This window comes from Iodobacter arcticus (assembly GCF_042664895.1).
Taxonomy (GTDB): Bacteria; Pseudomonadota; Gammaproteobacteria; order Burkholderiales; family Chitinibacteraceae; genus Iodobacter; species Iodobacter arcticus.
Window position 1 is genome coordinate 71,904 of the sequence record NZ_JBHTBQ010000011.1, and the last position, 16,003, is coordinate 87,906.

General features: G+C 48.6%; 16 protein-coding genes. 3 read left to right on the forward strand and 13 right to left on the reverse strand.

Annotation, left to right across the window (positions count from 1 at the left end; all coding sequences use genetic code 11):
- Positions 1 to 133: 133 nt before the first annotated feature.
- The 3 genes from ACFQNF_RS06585 to ACFQNF_RS06595 all read right to left on the reverse strand — a co-directional run bounded on the left by ACFQNF_RS06585 (position 134) and on the right by ACFQNF_RS06595 (position 3,199).
- Positions 134 to 1,219, reverse strand: coding sequence for an extracellular catalytic domain type 2 short-chain-length polyhydroxyalkanoate depolymerase (locus ACFQNF_RS06585; RefSeq protein WP_380187088.1), 1,086 nt, complete (start codon positions 1,217 to 1,219; stop codon positions 134 to 136).
- Between the two features lie 367 nt (positions 1,220 to 1,586).
- Positions 1,587 to 3,005, reverse strand: a complete 1,419-nt coding sequence (gene dacB / locus ACFQNF_RS06590; protein ID WP_380187089.1) for a D-alanyl-D-alanine carboxypeptidase/D-alanyl-D-alanine endopeptidase — start codon at positions 3,003 to 3,005, stop codon at positions 1,587 to 1,589.
- Positions 3,002 to 3,199, reverse strand: coding sequence for an oxidoreductase-like domain-containing protein (locus ACFQNF_RS06595; protein ID WP_380187091.1), 198 nt, complete (start codon positions 3,197 to 3,199; stop codon positions 3,002 to 3,004). The genes dacB and ACFQNF_RS06595 overlap by 4 nt, the downstream gene beginning before the upstream one ends.
- Before the next feature lie 16 nt (positions 3,200 to 3,215).
- Here ACFQNF_RS06595 and dnaX point away from each other — a divergent pair, with 16 nt between their 5' ends.
- The 3 genes from dnaX to recR all read left to right on the forward strand — a co-directional run bounded on the left by dnaX (position 3,216) and on the right by recR (position 6,198).
- Positions 3,216 to 4,973, forward strand: coding sequence for a DNA polymerase III subunit gamma/tau (gene dnaX / locus ACFQNF_RS06600; protein ID WP_380187093.1), 1,758 nt, complete (start codon positions 3,216 to 3,218; stop codon positions 4,971 to 4,973).
- 16 nt (positions 4,974 to 4,989) lie between these two features.
- Positions 4,990 to 5,319, forward strand: coding sequence for a YbaB/EbfC family nucleoid-associated protein (locus tag ACFQNF_RS06605; RefSeq protein ID WP_380187095.1), 330 nt, complete (start codon positions 4,990 to 4,992; stop codon positions 5,317 to 5,319).
- Between the two features lie 282 nt (positions 5,320 to 5,601).
- A complete protein-coding gene (recR, locus tag ACFQNF_RS06610; protein ID WP_046353170.1) occupies positions 5,602 to 6,198 on the forward strand; it encodes a recombination mediator RecR in 597 nt (198 codons plus the stop codon).
- 60 nt (positions 6,199 to 6,258) lie between these two features.
- Here the strand turns inward: recR and ACFQNF_RS06615 are convergent, their stop codons facing one another.
- The 10 genes from ACFQNF_RS06615 to ACFQNF_RS06660 all read right to left on the reverse strand — a co-directional run bounded on the left by ACFQNF_RS06615 (position 6,259) and on the right by ACFQNF_RS06660 (position 15,936).
- Positions 6,259 to 6,579 (reverse strand): type II toxin-antitoxin system PemK/MazF family toxin, encoded by a 321-nt coding sequence (locus ACFQNF_RS06615; RefSeq protein ID WP_380187097.1) that lies wholly within the window; start codon positions 6,577 to 6,579, stop codon positions 6,259 to 6,261.
- Positions 6,573 to 6,821 carry an AbrB/MazE/SpoVT family DNA-binding domain-containing protein gene (locus tag ACFQNF_RS06620; RefSeq protein WP_380187099.1) on the reverse strand — a complete coding sequence of 83 codons (249 nt, stop codon included), beginning with the start codon at positions 6,819 to 6,821 and terminating at the stop codon, positions 6,573 to 6,575. Before ACFQNF_RS06620 ends, ACFQNF_RS06615 begins: the two co-directional genes overlap by 7 nt.
- 81 nt (positions 6,822 to 6,902) lie before the next feature.
- The gene (locus tag ACFQNF_RS06625; RefSeq protein ID WP_380187101.1) at positions 6,903 to 7,235 is read right to left on the reverse strand and encodes a DMT family transporter; all 333 of its coding nucleotides are present in this window, start codon (positions 7,233 to 7,235) and stop codon (positions 6,903 to 6,905) included.
- A gap of 88 nt (positions 7,236 to 7,323) precedes the next feature.
- A complete protein-coding gene (locus ACFQNF_RS06630; protein WP_380187103.1) occupies positions 7,324 to 8,412 on the reverse strand; it encodes an ABC transporter ATP-binding protein in 1,089 nt (362 codons plus the stop codon).
- A 179-nt stretch (positions 8,413 to 8,591) separates the two neighbouring features.
- Entirely contained in the window at positions 8,592 to 9,443 is an 852-nt protein-coding gene (locus tag ACFQNF_RS06635; RefSeq protein ID WP_380187105.1) for a carbohydrate ABC transporter permease, read from the reverse strand.
- Positions 9,433 to 10,335 (reverse strand): carbohydrate ABC transporter permease, encoded by a 903-nt coding sequence (locus ACFQNF_RS06640; protein WP_380187107.1) that lies wholly within the window; start codon positions 10,333 to 10,335, stop codon positions 9,433 to 9,435. Before ACFQNF_RS06640 ends, ACFQNF_RS06635 begins: the two co-directional genes overlap by 11 nt.
- A gap of 168 nt (positions 10,336 to 10,503) precedes the next feature.
- Complete coding sequence (locus ACFQNF_RS06645) at positions 10,504 to 11,748, reverse strand: ABC transporter substrate-binding protein (protein ID WP_380187108.1); 1,245 nt, start codon at positions 11,746 to 11,748, stop codon at positions 10,504 to 10,506.
- Between the two features lie 161 nt (positions 11,749 to 11,909).
- Positions 11,910 to 12,518, reverse strand: coding sequence for a response regulator transcription factor (locus tag ACFQNF_RS06650; protein WP_046353492.1), 609 nt, complete (start codon positions 12,516 to 12,518; stop codon positions 11,910 to 11,912).
- Between the two features lie 112 nt (positions 12,519 to 12,630).
- Positions 12,631 to 14,901 carry a PAS domain-containing sensor histidine kinase gene (locus tag ACFQNF_RS06655; RefSeq protein ID WP_380187110.1) on the reverse strand — a complete coding sequence of 757 codons (2,271 nt, stop codon included), beginning with the start codon at positions 14,899 to 14,901 and terminating at the stop codon, positions 12,631 to 12,633.
- Between the two features lie 354 nt (positions 14,902 to 15,255).
- Positions 15,256 to 15,936, reverse strand: a complete 681-nt coding sequence (locus ACFQNF_RS06660) for a Bax inhibitor-1/YccA family protein (RefSeq protein ID WP_380187112.1) — start codon at positions 15,934 to 15,936, stop codon at positions 15,256 to 15,258.
- Between the last annotated feature and the right edge of the window lie 67 nt (positions 15,937 to 16,003).

Consider the following 16,003-nt stretch of genomic DNA (forward strand, 5'->3'; position numbering starts at 1 on the left):
GTCGTTGTACACCCTACGAAATGCCGATTTATTCTTAAGAAAAAAGCTTAAGTTGATAGGATTGGGTTCCAGCCGCCCAACAAAAAAACGCCACCCTATATATAGGGTGGCGTTTTTTGCGCTTAGCAAGCAATTAGTTTTTTGCCTGACCCAAGCGATCGAGCATGGCTTTCACTGCAGACATTTGCGGTGATGTTTTGCTGTAGAAATTAGGTGCTAAAGGGTTAAGTGGATCGGAATAGCCCCAGAAATCCCAGCAGCCCTTGGGGTTAAGCGGGGTAAAAAATCCATAGCTGGCCTTTGCTTGCGGGTAAAGCACGATGATTTTATTAGCGTCGGCCAGCTCGTTATAACCTGTGGTGCCATAAAACAGATTGCCAATTTTCTCGGCCCCCTGCTCGCAACCATGAAAGGCAACGTGCACTTTGCAGGTTTCTGCCTCGCAAGCTTTAGGCACGTACAGATAAGCATCATCACTCATGCTGGTGTAGCCAGATTTGATAAATTCACTTTGATCGAATTGAATAATCTTGCCGCTAAGCGCGGGCAGCACAGGCTGCAGATCGCCATAGATGTGCTTCAAAATATCTTGCGACTGAATAAAATCGCAATCATTGATATAAGGCGCTTGCGTATCCGCGCAAACCACGTCTTTTGCATTATTCGTAATGATGGCGTGCCCGGCATTCACGCTCTGCACATACTTAATATTTTGCGCTGGCACGCCTGCTAATTGGTAAAACGCAGTGGCTTGATCTACCACTGCCATGGCCACGGTCTTATCGGCCTTGCCGCTAAACAGATAAACTTTTTGAGTCTTTAAGAAATCGAGTTGGTCGATGGCACCAGACTGCTCAAAGCCCTTTGCCAGCCGCAAAAGCAACTGAGGGTCAGGCGGGCCGTAAGCACTCAGAGAGGGGTTCATGCAGGCTGTTTTCGCCACCGTAACAGACGGCGGCGTAGGGTAAGCCGAGCCTGAACAATAAAATGGCCCGCCAGCCACAATGCCAGCACCAAGCAATGTGCCGGAAAACGCAGTATGAAATTGCGCGGCCATAAACGCACCAGAAGACAAGCCAGAGACAGAAGTCTGGCTTAAATCCACTTTATAAGCGGGTAGTTTTGCTGCTTTATCTGCAAGTGCGATATCGGCAAACACGCTTAAGCATATAGCCCCCCCGGCTAAATGACGAAGATAGTTTATTGATTTTGCTTTCATGAAGTTTTCCCAATTAAGACACCAGTTTTAAATTAACTTTCATTAAACTTAGCAATCTTCATCGAGAAATAATACATCCGCTCTTGAATTTTTTATGACATTTGAGCAGTGTGTCTTTGAGCGCTTTAAAACTCAGGAGTATTCCTGATTATAAAAATGCTTCAGTTTGCCTTGATAGCGAGCTAAATCTTGATCCACAGAGTAAAACGAGGACACAGAGAAAGCCATCAAATCATTGGGGCTTCTCTGTGAAACGCTATGCTCTCTGTGGGCTTGAGGGATCTTAGTTTTAAGCTGAAGCCTCTTTATCGTAAAGACTCACGCAATACTGAGACATTCACGGATAAAGCCACTCCTGCCCATCAAGCTACTTCGCCACTCTGTGATGCACAAAACGCAAAATTTCATCCAGCACAGGCAAGCCCGCCACAGCCTGCGGATGATTAATCATCGCCACTACTACCGAAGTCTGGCCGTTGATATCACGCACATAGCCCGCTACGGCGCGTACATCACGCAGGGTGCCGGTTTTGATATGCGCTTCGCCCGCCATGCTGCCAAGACGCTTTTTCATCGTGCCATCAAGTGCCACCAGCGGCAAAGACGAGATAAATTCTGCGGCGTAAGGGCTTTGCCATGCGTCGATCAATAGCTCGGCCAGATGGCGCGCGCTAATTTGCTCCTGCCTTGATAAGCCCGAGCCATTTTCTATTTTTAACTCGTCAAACGTTTTGCCTCGGCCAGCAAGCCAGCGGCGCACCGCCGCAAAGGATTTAGCAGAGGAATCTTTGCCCGCTTCAGCGGCACCAAGACTTAAGTAAAGCTGCCGCGCCATCGTGTTATTGCTAAATTTATTAATATCACGAATCACATTCGCCAGATCAGGCGAGCGCGTGGTCAGCAAAACTTGCGCTTCGCTCGGCACCAGCCCCGTACGATTCACCCCCATAATTACCCCACCCAGCTCGGCCCACAGGCTGCGGAACAGGCTAGCGGTATAGCTTGGGTGATCCAGCAGCGCCAAATAACGCTCGCTAGAGCAGCCCGAAGGCATGCTGCCACTCAGTGATATTTTGGCGCTACTCCCCTGATTATCGATGGCCAGGCGGAGCTTGTTTGTTGCGCAATTAGCTGTGGGGCTGCTAGTCAGGCGATTATCAATTAATACCGTCGCCAAATTAGGCTCCAGCGAGGCAACCACGCCGCTGGCCTCGGCTCTGAGTGTTAAACGCAGGCTTTTTAAATTGCTCAGCAAGCTATCTGGGGAAACTAAAAAGGGCCGATATGGATCATCGCCATCGTCGTCATAGCTGGCGTTTTCGTCGCTGCCACTAAAAAAACTGCGATCAAGCACTAAATCACCGCGAATCTCTCTGACGCCTGCGGCTTTTAAATCGCGCAACATCAGCCAGAATCGCTCCAGATTCAGTTTTGGATCACCGTAGCCCTTAATGTAAAGATCGCCATTTAAAATGCCATTCACGGGCTTAACAGCGGACGAGATTTCAGTGGTCCATTGATACGTTGGGCCTAAAAGCGACAACCCGGCATAGGTGGTCACCAACTTCATGGTAGATGCCGGGCTGCTGGGCTTGTCTCCCTGAAAATAGAGTGCAGGCAGAGACGATTGCAACGGTACAATCGCTAGGCTCAAGGAATCGCTCGGCAGTTTTGCGGCCTTTAAAGCGCTTACAATCTCGGCAGGCAGCTCGGCGGCATGGGCCGGGGCCCAAGCGAAGGCACAAACTAATAATATTTTTTTCAAAAAATAATGGGTATTTTTCAAAGAGGTTTCTCTTTTTGAGCAGCTTGACGCGCCTGCCAAGCGGCATAATCCGCAAGGTACTGGGCGCGTAAAACATAATAAATATCAAAGACACAGCTATCCCCACAGCCGCTTCCGCAGCAGGATTCAAACTCTGGCTCTATCGGCGCTGTTGGCGGCGGATCGTTTTCGAACTGATTATCTAGTGGCAGCATCTGGTAGAATTCATCTATGGCTTATCAAGTACTGGCACGCAAATGGCGGCCCAAATCATTCGCCCAACTTGTTGGGCAAGAACATGTGATCAAAGCGCTGGCAAATGCCTTCGCAAATGATCGTTTACACCACGCCTATCTGCTAACCGGCACACGCGGTGTGGGTAAAACCACCATCGCGCGGATTATGGCAAAAGCGCTGAACTGCGAAACCGGCGTCACCGCCACGCCGTGTGGTGTGTGCTCGGCCTGCACGCAGATTGACGCGGGGCGCTTTGTTGATCTCTTAGAGATCGACGCGGCATCGAACACCGGCATCGACAATATTCGCGAAGTGCTCGACAACGCGCAGTATTCGCCGACCGCCGGGCGGTTCAAAGTGTACATTATCGACGAAGTACACATGCTGTCAAAAAGTGCTTTTAACGCCATGCTTAAAACGCTGGAAGAGCCGCCCGCCCACGTTAAATTTATTTTAGCCACTACCGACCCGCAAAAAGTGCCGATTACGGTGCTCAGCCGCTGTCTGCAATTCTCTTTACGCCAAATGACGCCGCAGCAAGTCTCCGGCCACTTGGCGCAGGTATTGCAGGCCGAAGAAATCAATTTCGAGCAAGGCGCACTCAATATCCTTGGCCACGCCGCCAATGGCTCGATGCGCGATGCGCTCAGCCTCTTGGATCAAGCGATTGCTTATGGCGGTGGCGATGTCGGCGAGCTGGCGGTACGCGCTATGCTGGGTGCGGTAGATCAAAGTTATTTATTTGATATTCTGCAAGCGCTGATTGCAGGTGATGGCAATGCCGTTTTAGCCACCGCTGACGCCATTGCTGGCCGTGGTTTGTCTTACGAATCGGCCTTACACGAGCTGGCACATTTGCTGCACCAAGTGGCCGTGGCTCAAGCCGTGCCTAAAGCCTTGGCCGACGATTTGCCGCAGCGGGCGCAAATTGCCGCACTTGCAGAGGCCATGAGTCCGGAAGACGCCCAGCTTTATTATCAAATCGCGCTGCACGGCCGCCGTGATCTGCCACTGGCCCCGGATGAATACGCTGGCTTTAGTATGACGCTGCTGCGGATGTTGGCCTTCGCTCCTGCAGAGGCCAGCCAAATAGCGCCACCAGCGGATGCAAACCAGATAACACCTGCCGCAAAGACCAGCCAAATTAATCTGCCATCGCAAGCGGCTAGCCCACTCGCAACGGCAGCTCCAGCAATAGCACCACAGCCAGCAGCACCCAATAATCCGCCGGTACAGCAGCAAGCAGCGCCACGTCCGCCGATCAGCGATGAACCCGCTCATTACGATGCGCCGCCTTGGCACGAGGAAGAGCGCGCTGCGACACCTGCTCCAGCCGCCCCTGCTACTCCTTCAGCGCCCGTCACAAAAGGCCCGTTTAATGGCGACTGGCGAGCACTGATTCTGCAACTCAAGCTAGGTGCCGCAGGCATGTTGGCGCAAAACGCCGAATTACTTGGCTATACCGCCAATTCTATCGAGCTATTAGTCGGCGAAGAACACACCGCCGTCGCCAGCCGTGCCTACCAGGAAAAACTACGTGAAGCGCTAAGCAATCACTTTGGCCATGATATTTTGCTGACAATTACCCTAGGCTCAGCCAGCGGTGACACACCTGCAGCCATTGCCTTAAGAGAAAAATTAGCTCGCCTCGCGACCGCAACGCAATCCATTCAAAACGATCCTTTTGTACAATCCGTGGTACGTGATTTTGGTGCCACGGTAATTCCTGATTCAATCAAACCACTCAATTAACCAAGGAGCAACGACAATGTTTGGTAAAGCCGGCATGGGCAATCTGATGAAACAAGCCCAACAAATGCAAGAAAACATGAAAAAAGCCCAAGATGAATTGGCAACCATAGAAGTAGAAGGCCAAGCGGGTGCGGGCATGGTAAAGGTGGTAATGACCTGCGCCAATGTTGTAAAACGCGTGTCCATCGACGACAGCCTGATGACCGACGATAAAGACATGCTAGAAGACTTGATTGCTGCGGCATTTAACGATGCAGTACGCAAAGCAGCGGCCACATCAGAAGCAAAAATGGCGGGCTTCTCGGCAGGCATGCAATTGCCACCTGGCTTTAAAATGCCGTTTTAATTGAGATTAGTTTCGTATGGTGGGTAAGCCCACAATCCTATCAACTTAAGGGAATTTGTAGGTTGGGTTAGCAAGCTTTATCGCGTAACCCAACATTCTTTTGCGCCTAAATGTTGGGTTACGCTGGTTTATCCGCCCTTACACGGCGAATAAACCAGCTAACCCAACCTACAAAGGCATCATTTTCCCTGGGCTTTGCTTAAGTTGATTGGATTGGGTAAGCCCTTCCCTACGCATCTATCCCAAAGGGGCAATCGCCCCTTTTTTACGCCAGAGCGCCCCATGTCCACACCGCCATCCCTGCATGCCCTGATCGCCGCCCTCAAAACCCTGCCCAGCATTGGCCCGAAATCCGCACAAAGAATGGCCTTTCATTTAATGCAGCGTGATCAAAAAGGCGCGGCCGATTTAGCCACCGCACTTAATAACGCCCTGATCAAGCTCAAGCATTGCAGCCTATGTAATACCTTTGCCGAAGTGGATTTATGCGATGTGTGCAGCGATGAAAAACGCCAGCATAATTTGCTCTGCGTGGTGGAAATGCCGACTGATCTGATGATGCTGGAGCAAACACTGGCGTTTCATGGCCTGTATTTTGTATTGATGGGCAGACTAAGCCCACTCGATGGCATCGGCCCCAAAGATATCGCCTTAGAAAGGCTCTTGGAACGTGCCAGTGACGGCATTGTGGAAGAAGTTATTTTAGCCACCAACTTCACCACCGAAGGCGAAGCCACCGCACATTATCTAGCTGAAATGCTCAGAGCCCGCGGCCTAAAAGTCAGCCGCATCGCCCGAGGCATGCCGGTAGGCGGCGAGCTAGAGCACGTCGATGCAGGCACGCTGGCGCAAGCCATGCTTGAGCGGCGCAGTGTTTGATTTTTAGCTCGATCTGACTGATGGGCTGTGTGTAGGAGAGCAAAGGCCCCGATTAAAGCGTTACTCCGCAAAAACCTCTTGCAGCGTTTCTAATGTAGAGGTCAACGTATCGGCACTCACTTCGCCCATTTTTTTAATCAGCCGCGTTTTGTCTAGAGTTCGCACTTGGTCTAGTAAAATTAAACCGCTCTTACCTTGAAGCGTAACTGCCACGCGAAATGGAGCTGCTTTGCTGCCTGAAGTCATCGGAGCAACAATGACTGTTTTCAAAAAATCGTGCATTTCGCTAGGTGAAATCACAACACAAGGGCGAGTTTTTTGAATTTCACTCCCTACAGTTGGGTCGAGCGCCGCCAGCCAAATTTCGCCGCGAGCTACCATACCAACTCACCATCACCCTCGTTTGCAAACTCAGGCCACGCTAGCGCGTCATCACCTGACAGTGCTAGATTTTTACTCGCCTCTGCCCAGCCCGCCCTCACCGTCGCTTGAGGCTTCACCAGCATCAAACCTTCCGCTGTCGCCCTCATCTCCACGCCTTCGTCAAACCCATATTGAGTGATTAGGCTTTTAGGGATGATCACTCCCCTTGAATTGCCAACTTGTCTTAAGGCGGATTTCATATTTTTTTCTCCTGTTACTACTATGTTATAACAGCATAACAAGTAAATCAAAAGAAATGTTCTTACATTGTTCTCACATAGTTAATGCGCCGACATCTTAGAAAACAGCTGTAACACCACCACCCCACTCACAATCAGGCTCAGGCCGATAATGGCGGGCCAATCTGGTTTCTGGCCGTAAAGCAACATCGCCACGATGGTCACCAGCACAATCCCCATTCCCGACCAAATCGCATAGGCCATACCGACCGGCACACTTTTCAACACCAAAGACAGCATCCAAAACGCCACGCCATAGCCCACAACCACCACCATACTGGGCATCAATCGGCTAAAGCCTTCAGTGGCTTTTAGAGCCGATGTAGCAATCACTTCAGCCACAATGGCTATTGCTAATAAAAAATACGCATTCATTATTGAGTCGCCTACAAAAACAAGCCCGCCATCTTACGATATGCGGGACAAGGAAGACGGGGAAATAATGACGCATCCAGTAAAAAAATTACTCGATCCTTAAGGTGGTTTCCGGATCAAACATCACTGCCTTAGTCATATCGAGCGATAGGCGCAGTGTTTCTCCCGGCCCTTTAGCCGCCCTTGGGTGAATCCGCGCTACAACGGGGGTGTGATTTATTTCTGTGAAGATCATGGTATCAGGGCCAGTGGGCTCAGTCAGTTGCACAAGGCAGCCCAAGCCCAGCTCATTATCAGCCACATCCAGTTGCTCTGGCCGAATACCCAAAAGCACTTTCTGCCCCACCCGCAGTTTAAGCGCCACACTCTGCTGCACAGCTAAAAACTGAATTTCACCATCCGATTGCAAGCTCACTCCAAGCAGCCCATCTTGTTCAGCCAAATGACAGGGAATAAAATTCATTGAAGGCGAGCCGATAAAGCCAGCCACAAATAAATTTGAGGGCTTTTCATAAATATCTTGCGGGCTACCAAATTGCTGAATAATCCCGTCTTTCATCACCGCAATTTTGTCCCCCAGCGTCATCGCCTCAATTTGATCGTGGGTCACATAAACAATGGTGGTTTTTAAGCGCTGATGCAATTGCTTAATTTCAGTACGCATTTCAACGCGCAATTTGGCATCTAAATTAGAGAGTGGCTCATCAAATAAAAACAAAGTTGGATTTCTTGCTAAAGCCCGTCCCATAGCCACCCGCTGCCGCTGCCCACCCGATAATTCAGCCGGTTTTCTATTTAATAGTGGGGTGATTTGCAGCATTTTAGAAACGCGTTCAATAATCTCTTCTTGCTCTTTTTTTGGCACGCCACGCGTTTCCAAACCAAAAGCAATATTTTGTCGCACGCTCATAGTGGGATAAAGCGCATAGCTTTGAAACACCATAGCGATATCTCTATCCTTAGGCGGCACATCATTCACCTTTCGCCCGCCAATATAAATTTCGCCACTCGTTGGCGCATCAAGACCTGCAATAATATTCATTAAAGTTGATTTACCACAGCCAGATGGCCCAACCAAAATTAGAAATTCACCTGCTTCAATGGCAATATCAATGCCTTTTAGGATATCTGTATCACCAAAGCTTTTGATGATGTTTTTAATTGCCAGTGCGCCCATTATTCAATCCTTCTAGTATTAGTGCCGTACCGCGTGGGCAAATAAACCTTGCCCTAAGGCCAAGCAAAAAAGCCGATTTTTATAGGGTGTACAAGTCGTCTTTCTTGCGCACCAGCTGGTTACGGTGCGTAACGCCTACGGCGTTTTGCACCCTATATAAATACGACAGATTAGAAACATCAGCCCTTCACCGCACCGGCCGTTAAACCACGCACAAAGTATTTACCGGCAAAGACATACACCAAAATGGTTGGCAAAGCGGCAATAATGGCAGCGGCCATATCGACGTTGTATTCTTTAACCGATGTGGAGGTATTCGCCAGATTATTTAAACCCACCGTAATCGGCTGGCTATCCCCCGCTGAAAACACCACACCAAATAAGAAATCATTCCAGATATTGGTAAATTGCCAAATCAGCGTCACCATAATAATCGGCGTCGACATGGGTAAAATAATTTTAAAGAATATCCGCCAGAATCCTGCACCATCCAGTCTTGCCGCTTTAATCAGCTCATCCGGAATGCCCACATAATAATTCCTGAAAAATAAAGTGGTGGATGCCAAGCCGCAAACGACGTGAACAAATACAAGGCCGGTTGTAGAGCTGGCAATCCCCAGCCAGCCCAAGGTTTGCGCCATAGGCAAGAGCAATACTTGAAAGGGCATAAACACGCCAAATAGAATCATGGCAAAAACGATTTCTGATCCTTTAAAACGCCATTTCGCCAATACATAGCCATTAATCGCACCCAGCGTGGTCGAGATTAATACACCAGGAATCACCATTTTGACTGAATTAAAAAAATAGGAAGATAAGCCATGGCACTCTACCCCTGTACAGGCAGATGACCATGCTTTACTCCAAGCATCAAACGATATGGAAGTAGGAAATGAAAGTAAATTGCCACTTCTTATTTCATCTAAGCCTTTAACAGAGGTAATAAACATGACATATAGCGGCAATAGATAATAAAGCGCAGCTAAGCACAACAGGGTATAAAGCAGGGCTCGGCCCATTTTATTCGCCATTCTTTTTAGCCCTTAATTCTGAATAAAGATAAGGCACCACCAGTGCAGCAACGGTTGCCAACATCATCATTGAGCTAGCCGCCCCTACCCCCATTTGCCCACGCGTAAATGCCATCGCATACATAAAGGTGGCAGGCACATCGGAAGAAAACCCTGGCCCACCACCGGTTAAGGCCATCACCAAATCAAAGCTCTTAATGGCAATATGCGACAAGATCATCAGGGTAGAAAAAAATACCGGTCTTAATGCAGGAAGAATGATTTTCCAGTAAATTCTGGGTAAAGAAGCACCATCAATTTGCGCCGCTTTTAATATAGAATCATCCACACCGCGTAAACCCGCCAGAAACAAAGCCATCACAAAACCCGATGATTGCCATACGCCAGCAATCACCACGGTATATATCGACATTTCAGAATTAACCAGCCAATCAAAGGTAAACCCAGTAAAGCCCCAATCGTGCATTAGCTTTTCTAAGCCTAATCCGGGATTTAACATCCATTTCCATGCCGTACCCGTCACCACAAAAGAAAGTGCCATCGGGTAAAGATAAATTGTGCGTAATACGCCTTCGCCACGGATTTTCTGATCTAAAAAAATAGCCAGCCCAATACCAATCGCCATCCCGCTACCAATAAATAAACCTGCAAAAATAAACAAATTCTTTACCGCTACCCACCAGCGCTCATTTTCAAACAATATTTGATACTGCGCCAAACCTGCCCATTCTAAATTAGGCATGAGTCTTGAAACGGTAAATGATAAATAACCATTCCAAAGAATAAAGCCATATAAAAAAACCAAAGTAAGTAAAAAGGATGGCGCTAACACGAGACGCGGCAGCCAGCGCTCCGCGAAGCCATATTGTGCTTCCTGAGCGGATGTAGACATTGTTTTCTCCAGAGATTCTTTATCCCGCAAGCGGGAAAGACCAATGCATAAGAAAAAATCACTTCTTATGAGAGAGGCTGGCAAGCAAAACGGGGGGCCTAGCAACTTGTCGGGCTTAAGACTGACCGCTTAAGCCCGACAAGTTGCTAGCCCCGCTAATTACAGCCTTTATTTAACTTTTGCTGCTGCCGCCAATTTCACGCTTGCTTGCTGGGCGGTCATTGAATCGTCATTCCAAAATTGCGAAATCACGTCCGCCACTGCGCCTTGGGTGGCCGAGCGCATCGCCATTCCGTGCGCCCATGATGGCAGTAGTGACCCTTTGGTCGAGGTGGCTTTAAAATCTTCGGCTGATTTTTTACCACAATCATCAAACTTGCTCATATCCATGCCTTGCCGCACGGGAATAGAGCCTTTGTTCAGATTAAATATTTCCTGGAATGCAGGGCTCATCAAGGTAATAGCTAAATCTTTTTGCCCCTTTTCTGCTTCTTTATTTGGCAGTTTAAACATGGCAAAACTATCGATATTAAAGGTGTAAGCCGCCGCGGTGCCAGGCGCTGCCACACAGAGGAAATCTTTACCTGGCACTTTGCCTGCGGCAAGAAATTCACCCTTAGCCCAGTCGCCCATGATTTGCATGGCGGCCTTGCCATTAATCACCATCGACGTGGCTAAATTCCACTCGCGCCCCGGTGCATTTTTATCTGTGTAAGGTTTAAGTTTTTTATAGGTAGTCAGCGCCTTAATCATATTGGCACTGCTCAGCGTGGCAGGATCGAGCTGAATAAACGCTTTTTTATAGAAATCGCTGCCGCCCACACCGAGGGCCACCGCTTCAAAAACTGTGGCATCTTGCCAAGGCTGGCCACCATAGGCCAAGGGTTGAATTCCGGCTTTTTGTAAGGCTGCCGCAGTAATAAAAAACTCATCCCAAGTAGTGGGTACTTTGGCATTGGCTTTTTTGAGTAAATCAGGATTCACCCATAGCCAATTAACACGATGTACATTAACCGGCGCAGCCACGTAATTGCCTTTATATTTCATGACATTAGCAACAACAGGCGGCAGTAATTTATCCCAGTTTTCTTTTTTTGCTACATCATTTAAAGAAGCCAATACGCCTTCATCACCCCACTCCTGAATCGACGGCCCTTTGATTTGAGCGGCAGCTGGCGGTTGGCCGGAAACAACACGGGTTTTAAGCGCTGTCATCGCGTTATCCCCAGCCCCACCTGCCACGGCAAAATCTTTCCACTTATGGCCTTTGGCTTCCAGCATTTTTTTAAGCTCTACGGCCGCTTTTGCCTCACCACCAGAAGTCCACCAATGTAATACCTCAACATCCGCAGCATGCACAGAAAACGCAATCGAAAAACTCGCCGCCAACAAACTCACCTTCAGTTTCTGCATGATCGTATTCCTTGTGTGGGAACGCACATTGCCAACTAAGCGTGCTGCAATGACTTTAGTTTGATGACATCGCCATTTAAATGAGGCAAAACACGATCGGGCCATTACCCTAAGGCAAATACCCTAGCAACCAAACAAAGGAATACGAATTGGCTTTTCAATTAAATTTCCGAGATTTGCACTCCTTTCAAAGATGCAGCCAAACCACCGGCAGAGCGCACTTTTAATTTGGTGTAAATGCGTGCCCGGTGCACTTCTACGGTTTTAATACTGATGTCTAATTCATCCGCAATTTGCTTATTTAAGCGGCCAGTGAGTAATTCACGCAGCACTTCACGCTCACGCGGGGTGAGGCTTTCCAAGCGCTCGTCTAAGGACTGGCGGGCCGTCCACGCGCTACGTGCTTCTTCATCCCGGGCAAGGCAAGCTTCAATTCTGGAAACCAGCAGGCCGTAATCGCATGGTTTTTCTAAGAAATCCATCACGCCATCTTTCACTGCAGCAACGGCCATAGGCACATCGGCGTGGCCCGTTAAGAAAATAACCGGCGGCAAATAAAAAGATGTTTTTAATTCGGCATAAAGCTCTAAACCACTCATGCCCGTCATACGAACATCAATAATCAGGCAGCTATACTCTGCGGCATCGGATTCTTTTAAAAAATGTTCTGCCGATTCAAAGCCAAATACCGGCCATTGATGCGCTTCAAACAAAATTTGCAAGGCATCACGAACAGCGGAGTCATCATCAATTACAGCGATAGGGCGCATACAATTACCTTTCAAGATAGTAATACTCAGGAGGCCAAAGAAAACACGGTGATTCATTCCAGATACAGCAGCAATGATTTCATCCGTATGCTTTAAATGGATAAATCCTTATTTAAGATAAAACAATAGGGAGGCGGAAAACAAAACAGCTGCCACCCTCAGGATTAGCCTGAATTTTTAAATGCCCCTGATGCTGTTCAATCACAGAGCGACAAATATTCAAACCTATCCCCATCCCCTCGGGCTTACTGGTATAAAAAGATTGGAACAATAAAGCAGGGTTTTTAATCCCCGAGCCACGATCGGCCACACACACTTCTAAACAATCTTTACTCTCATATGCCGTTACTTTTATTTCCCTTTGTTCAACAGGGGTATCAATCATTGCTTCCATGCCATTTTTTATCAGATTAAACAGCACTTGCTCCAGCATGACTCCATCCCCCATTACTTTAGGCAGTGGCTGCCCTAAATCCAGCACAATGCGGCTTTGATATTTTCTGGCCATAGGCTCGAGCAATTGCATCGGTACAGCCAATAACTCAGCAAAATCACAGGGCTCGCTACGTGATGCCCGGCGAGACGAAAAGTTGCGAATCCCGCTGATAATCTGCCCTGCGCGGCGGGCCTGTTCGCCCATTTTGGAAAGAATATGCCTTACCGAGCTTTTTTCATCGCGCGATAAAATCTCCTCGCCCGCTGCAGCATAGCCCGCAATCGCGGCCAGAGGCTGATTCAGCTCATGTGCAAGGCTGGAAGCCAGCTCGCCCATACTCACCAGTCTGGCGGTATGCTGCAGCTTTGCCTCACGGCTACGATCTTCTTCAGCCTTTTGCCGCCTTTCCGTAATATCTGCTGCAATCTCTAACCAAACCACATGCCCATCCACCCACTGAATACGGCGACGCTGTACTAAAAACCAACGCCCACTAATCGGATCCTGGCGTTCAACTGTTGCCTCGCCCAGGGGTAAGAGCGGCCATATACAGCACTCGCCATCGGCCAGCATGGGAAAGGTATAGCTGTGATGACGATTGCGATAGCGCACCACGCCGTTATCCACATCAAACACAGAAACAGCGGCATCCAAGCCTTCTAATACCGTGAGTAGCTGCTTACGCGATTCGGCCAATGCTTCACGCTCGCTTTTAAGCTCGGTCACATCATATAAAGACGCCATCCAGCCTCGGTGCTCACCACGCCCATCGACTAGACGCGATGAATAAAGCCGCACATCGAAACGCTCCCCGTCACGACGCATAAAGCGCAGTGCAAAACCACTCACAGGGCATTCTCCCGACAGCAGCGAATTCCAGGCTGCGGCACAGACACTCAGCTCCTCAGGGGCCCAATAAGGCATAGGAGAGGATTTACCCAGCAATTCGGCCTGTGTTCTGCCCACCATGCTGCAAAAAGCCAAATTAGCGTAAATCAAATGGCCGGATGTATTGATCGCCAACAAACCGGTGGTCAGTGAATCCTCCATTGCGGCGCGAAAGCGCATTTCATCCCGCAGCGCGCCTTCTGCATGCTGACGCTGCTGCATACGCTTTCTCAGCAAACTTAAAGCCCATAGCAAAGCAACTAGTAAAACAAACACCACGCCAAGCAGCCAGAGCTGAGTGACCGATGTTTTTTCATGCCGCACGCTAGCGCGTAGCTTAAGCCCATGCCCAAGTGGCTCGAACCCAACCGACCTGCTGATCCCACTGGGATTTTGCATGGCATCATGCGGTGCCAGCACATTGCCCTTACCATCCAGCAGGGATAAATCATAACGCTGCACCATCCACCAAGGCACCCGCTGCTGCAAGATTGCGGGTAGCGCGTAAGCGGCCAGCACCGAGCCCAGATAAACCGTACCTTTGAAAATAGGCACCACCAAAACAACCTGCGCCACTTTAGGCTCACCTGCCATGATTACATTGGAATACAAGACATAGCCTAAGGTTGCCGCGCCATCGAGCACCTCTAGCAAAAAAGGATCATCCAGCGGCACTAGGCTTTGCGGGCGCGAGCTATAAGCAGGCAAGCCCCATACACGGTTGCCCGATGAATTAACATAATCAACCGACAGCATTTCCGGAGACGCGCGTAACAGGCTGTCTGATCTGGCCCTGAAATCTTCTTCGCGCAAAGCATTTGCAGCAATGCCATAGGCTAGGTTTTCGATCGCATTCTGATTTGTCTGCAAATGCAAGCGCAGACCTTGCTCCTGCCAGAGTAAATCCTGCGACAGCACCGTATCCTGAGCATTACGGGCCTGGCGATAATCCAGCCAAACAAAGCTGGTCAGCGCCAAAAGCACAAGGCTGATCGCGATATAGGCGAGCCACCATAACCAATGTTGGCCAATTCGACGCATTAGAGAAGATGTGATCATTGGCCGATGCGGAGCAGGAGGAAAAAACACAGGGGTGGCCAGTTTAGTACAACAAATAAGAAGGCTTAGCTTGATACCGCTGAAAAATAATCATATTGGCTTAACTTAGTGTATCAAAAAATAATAATGAGCCACTGGCTCGGTGTATTTAATAAACAATTCATGCGTGGAGGATAGGGTGCATTGTGGCTACTCCACATATGGTAAAACCCTAATTAAAAAAAATGCCGGAGCGATTCGCTCCAGCATTTTTAATTTACACAGACTTAAAAAAACGCCCGCACTGAGTATTTCATTTTTAAAACAAGCACTTAATTAGAAAAAGAAAAACACTCATTCTCGTATATCATAAGATTAATTGCGGCTATTACCAGTAAAAGCCATAATCAAATGCAGCAGGCTGGTAAATAAATTGTAAACGTTAAGATAAAGGCTGAGCGTAGCGCTGACGTAATTGGTTTCACCACCATTTACGATACGGCTTACATCATACAAAATAAAACCCGAAAAGATCATTACAGCTACAGCAGAAATCGTCAGGGACAGCGCCGGGATTTGGAAGAAAATATTAGCCAATGCTGCCAAGATAATCACCACCAAACCAATCATCAAGAATTTCCCCATAAAGGAAAAATCTCTCTTTGTGACGGTAGCAATGGTCGCCAGGGTAAAGAAAATCGCCCCGGTACCAATAGCGGCCATCGCGATCATTTCAGCACCGTTGCTAAAGCTTAAAGCCATTTGCAGCATTTGTGACAGCCACAAGCCCATAAAGCCGGTGTAGCCCAGCAAAATAAACACACCTACTGCGCTTTCTTTGGTTTTTTCAATGGCATAGAAAGAGCCAAAGCTAATCGCCATAAAGACAATAAAGCCGATCAAAGGCGACATGCGGAACTGCATGGCAACGCCTAAGAAAGCACCGATTGCTGTTGGCACCATGGTGAGCGCCAACATAAAGTATGTATTACGTAATACGCGATTACGCTCGGTCGACAGCGCTGAGCTGCCATAAGCTGTGGTATTTAATTGCATTATCGTGTCTCTCCATTCTCACGGACTTGCCGTGTATGTCAGATAGATGGGTGCTATCTAAAAAAGT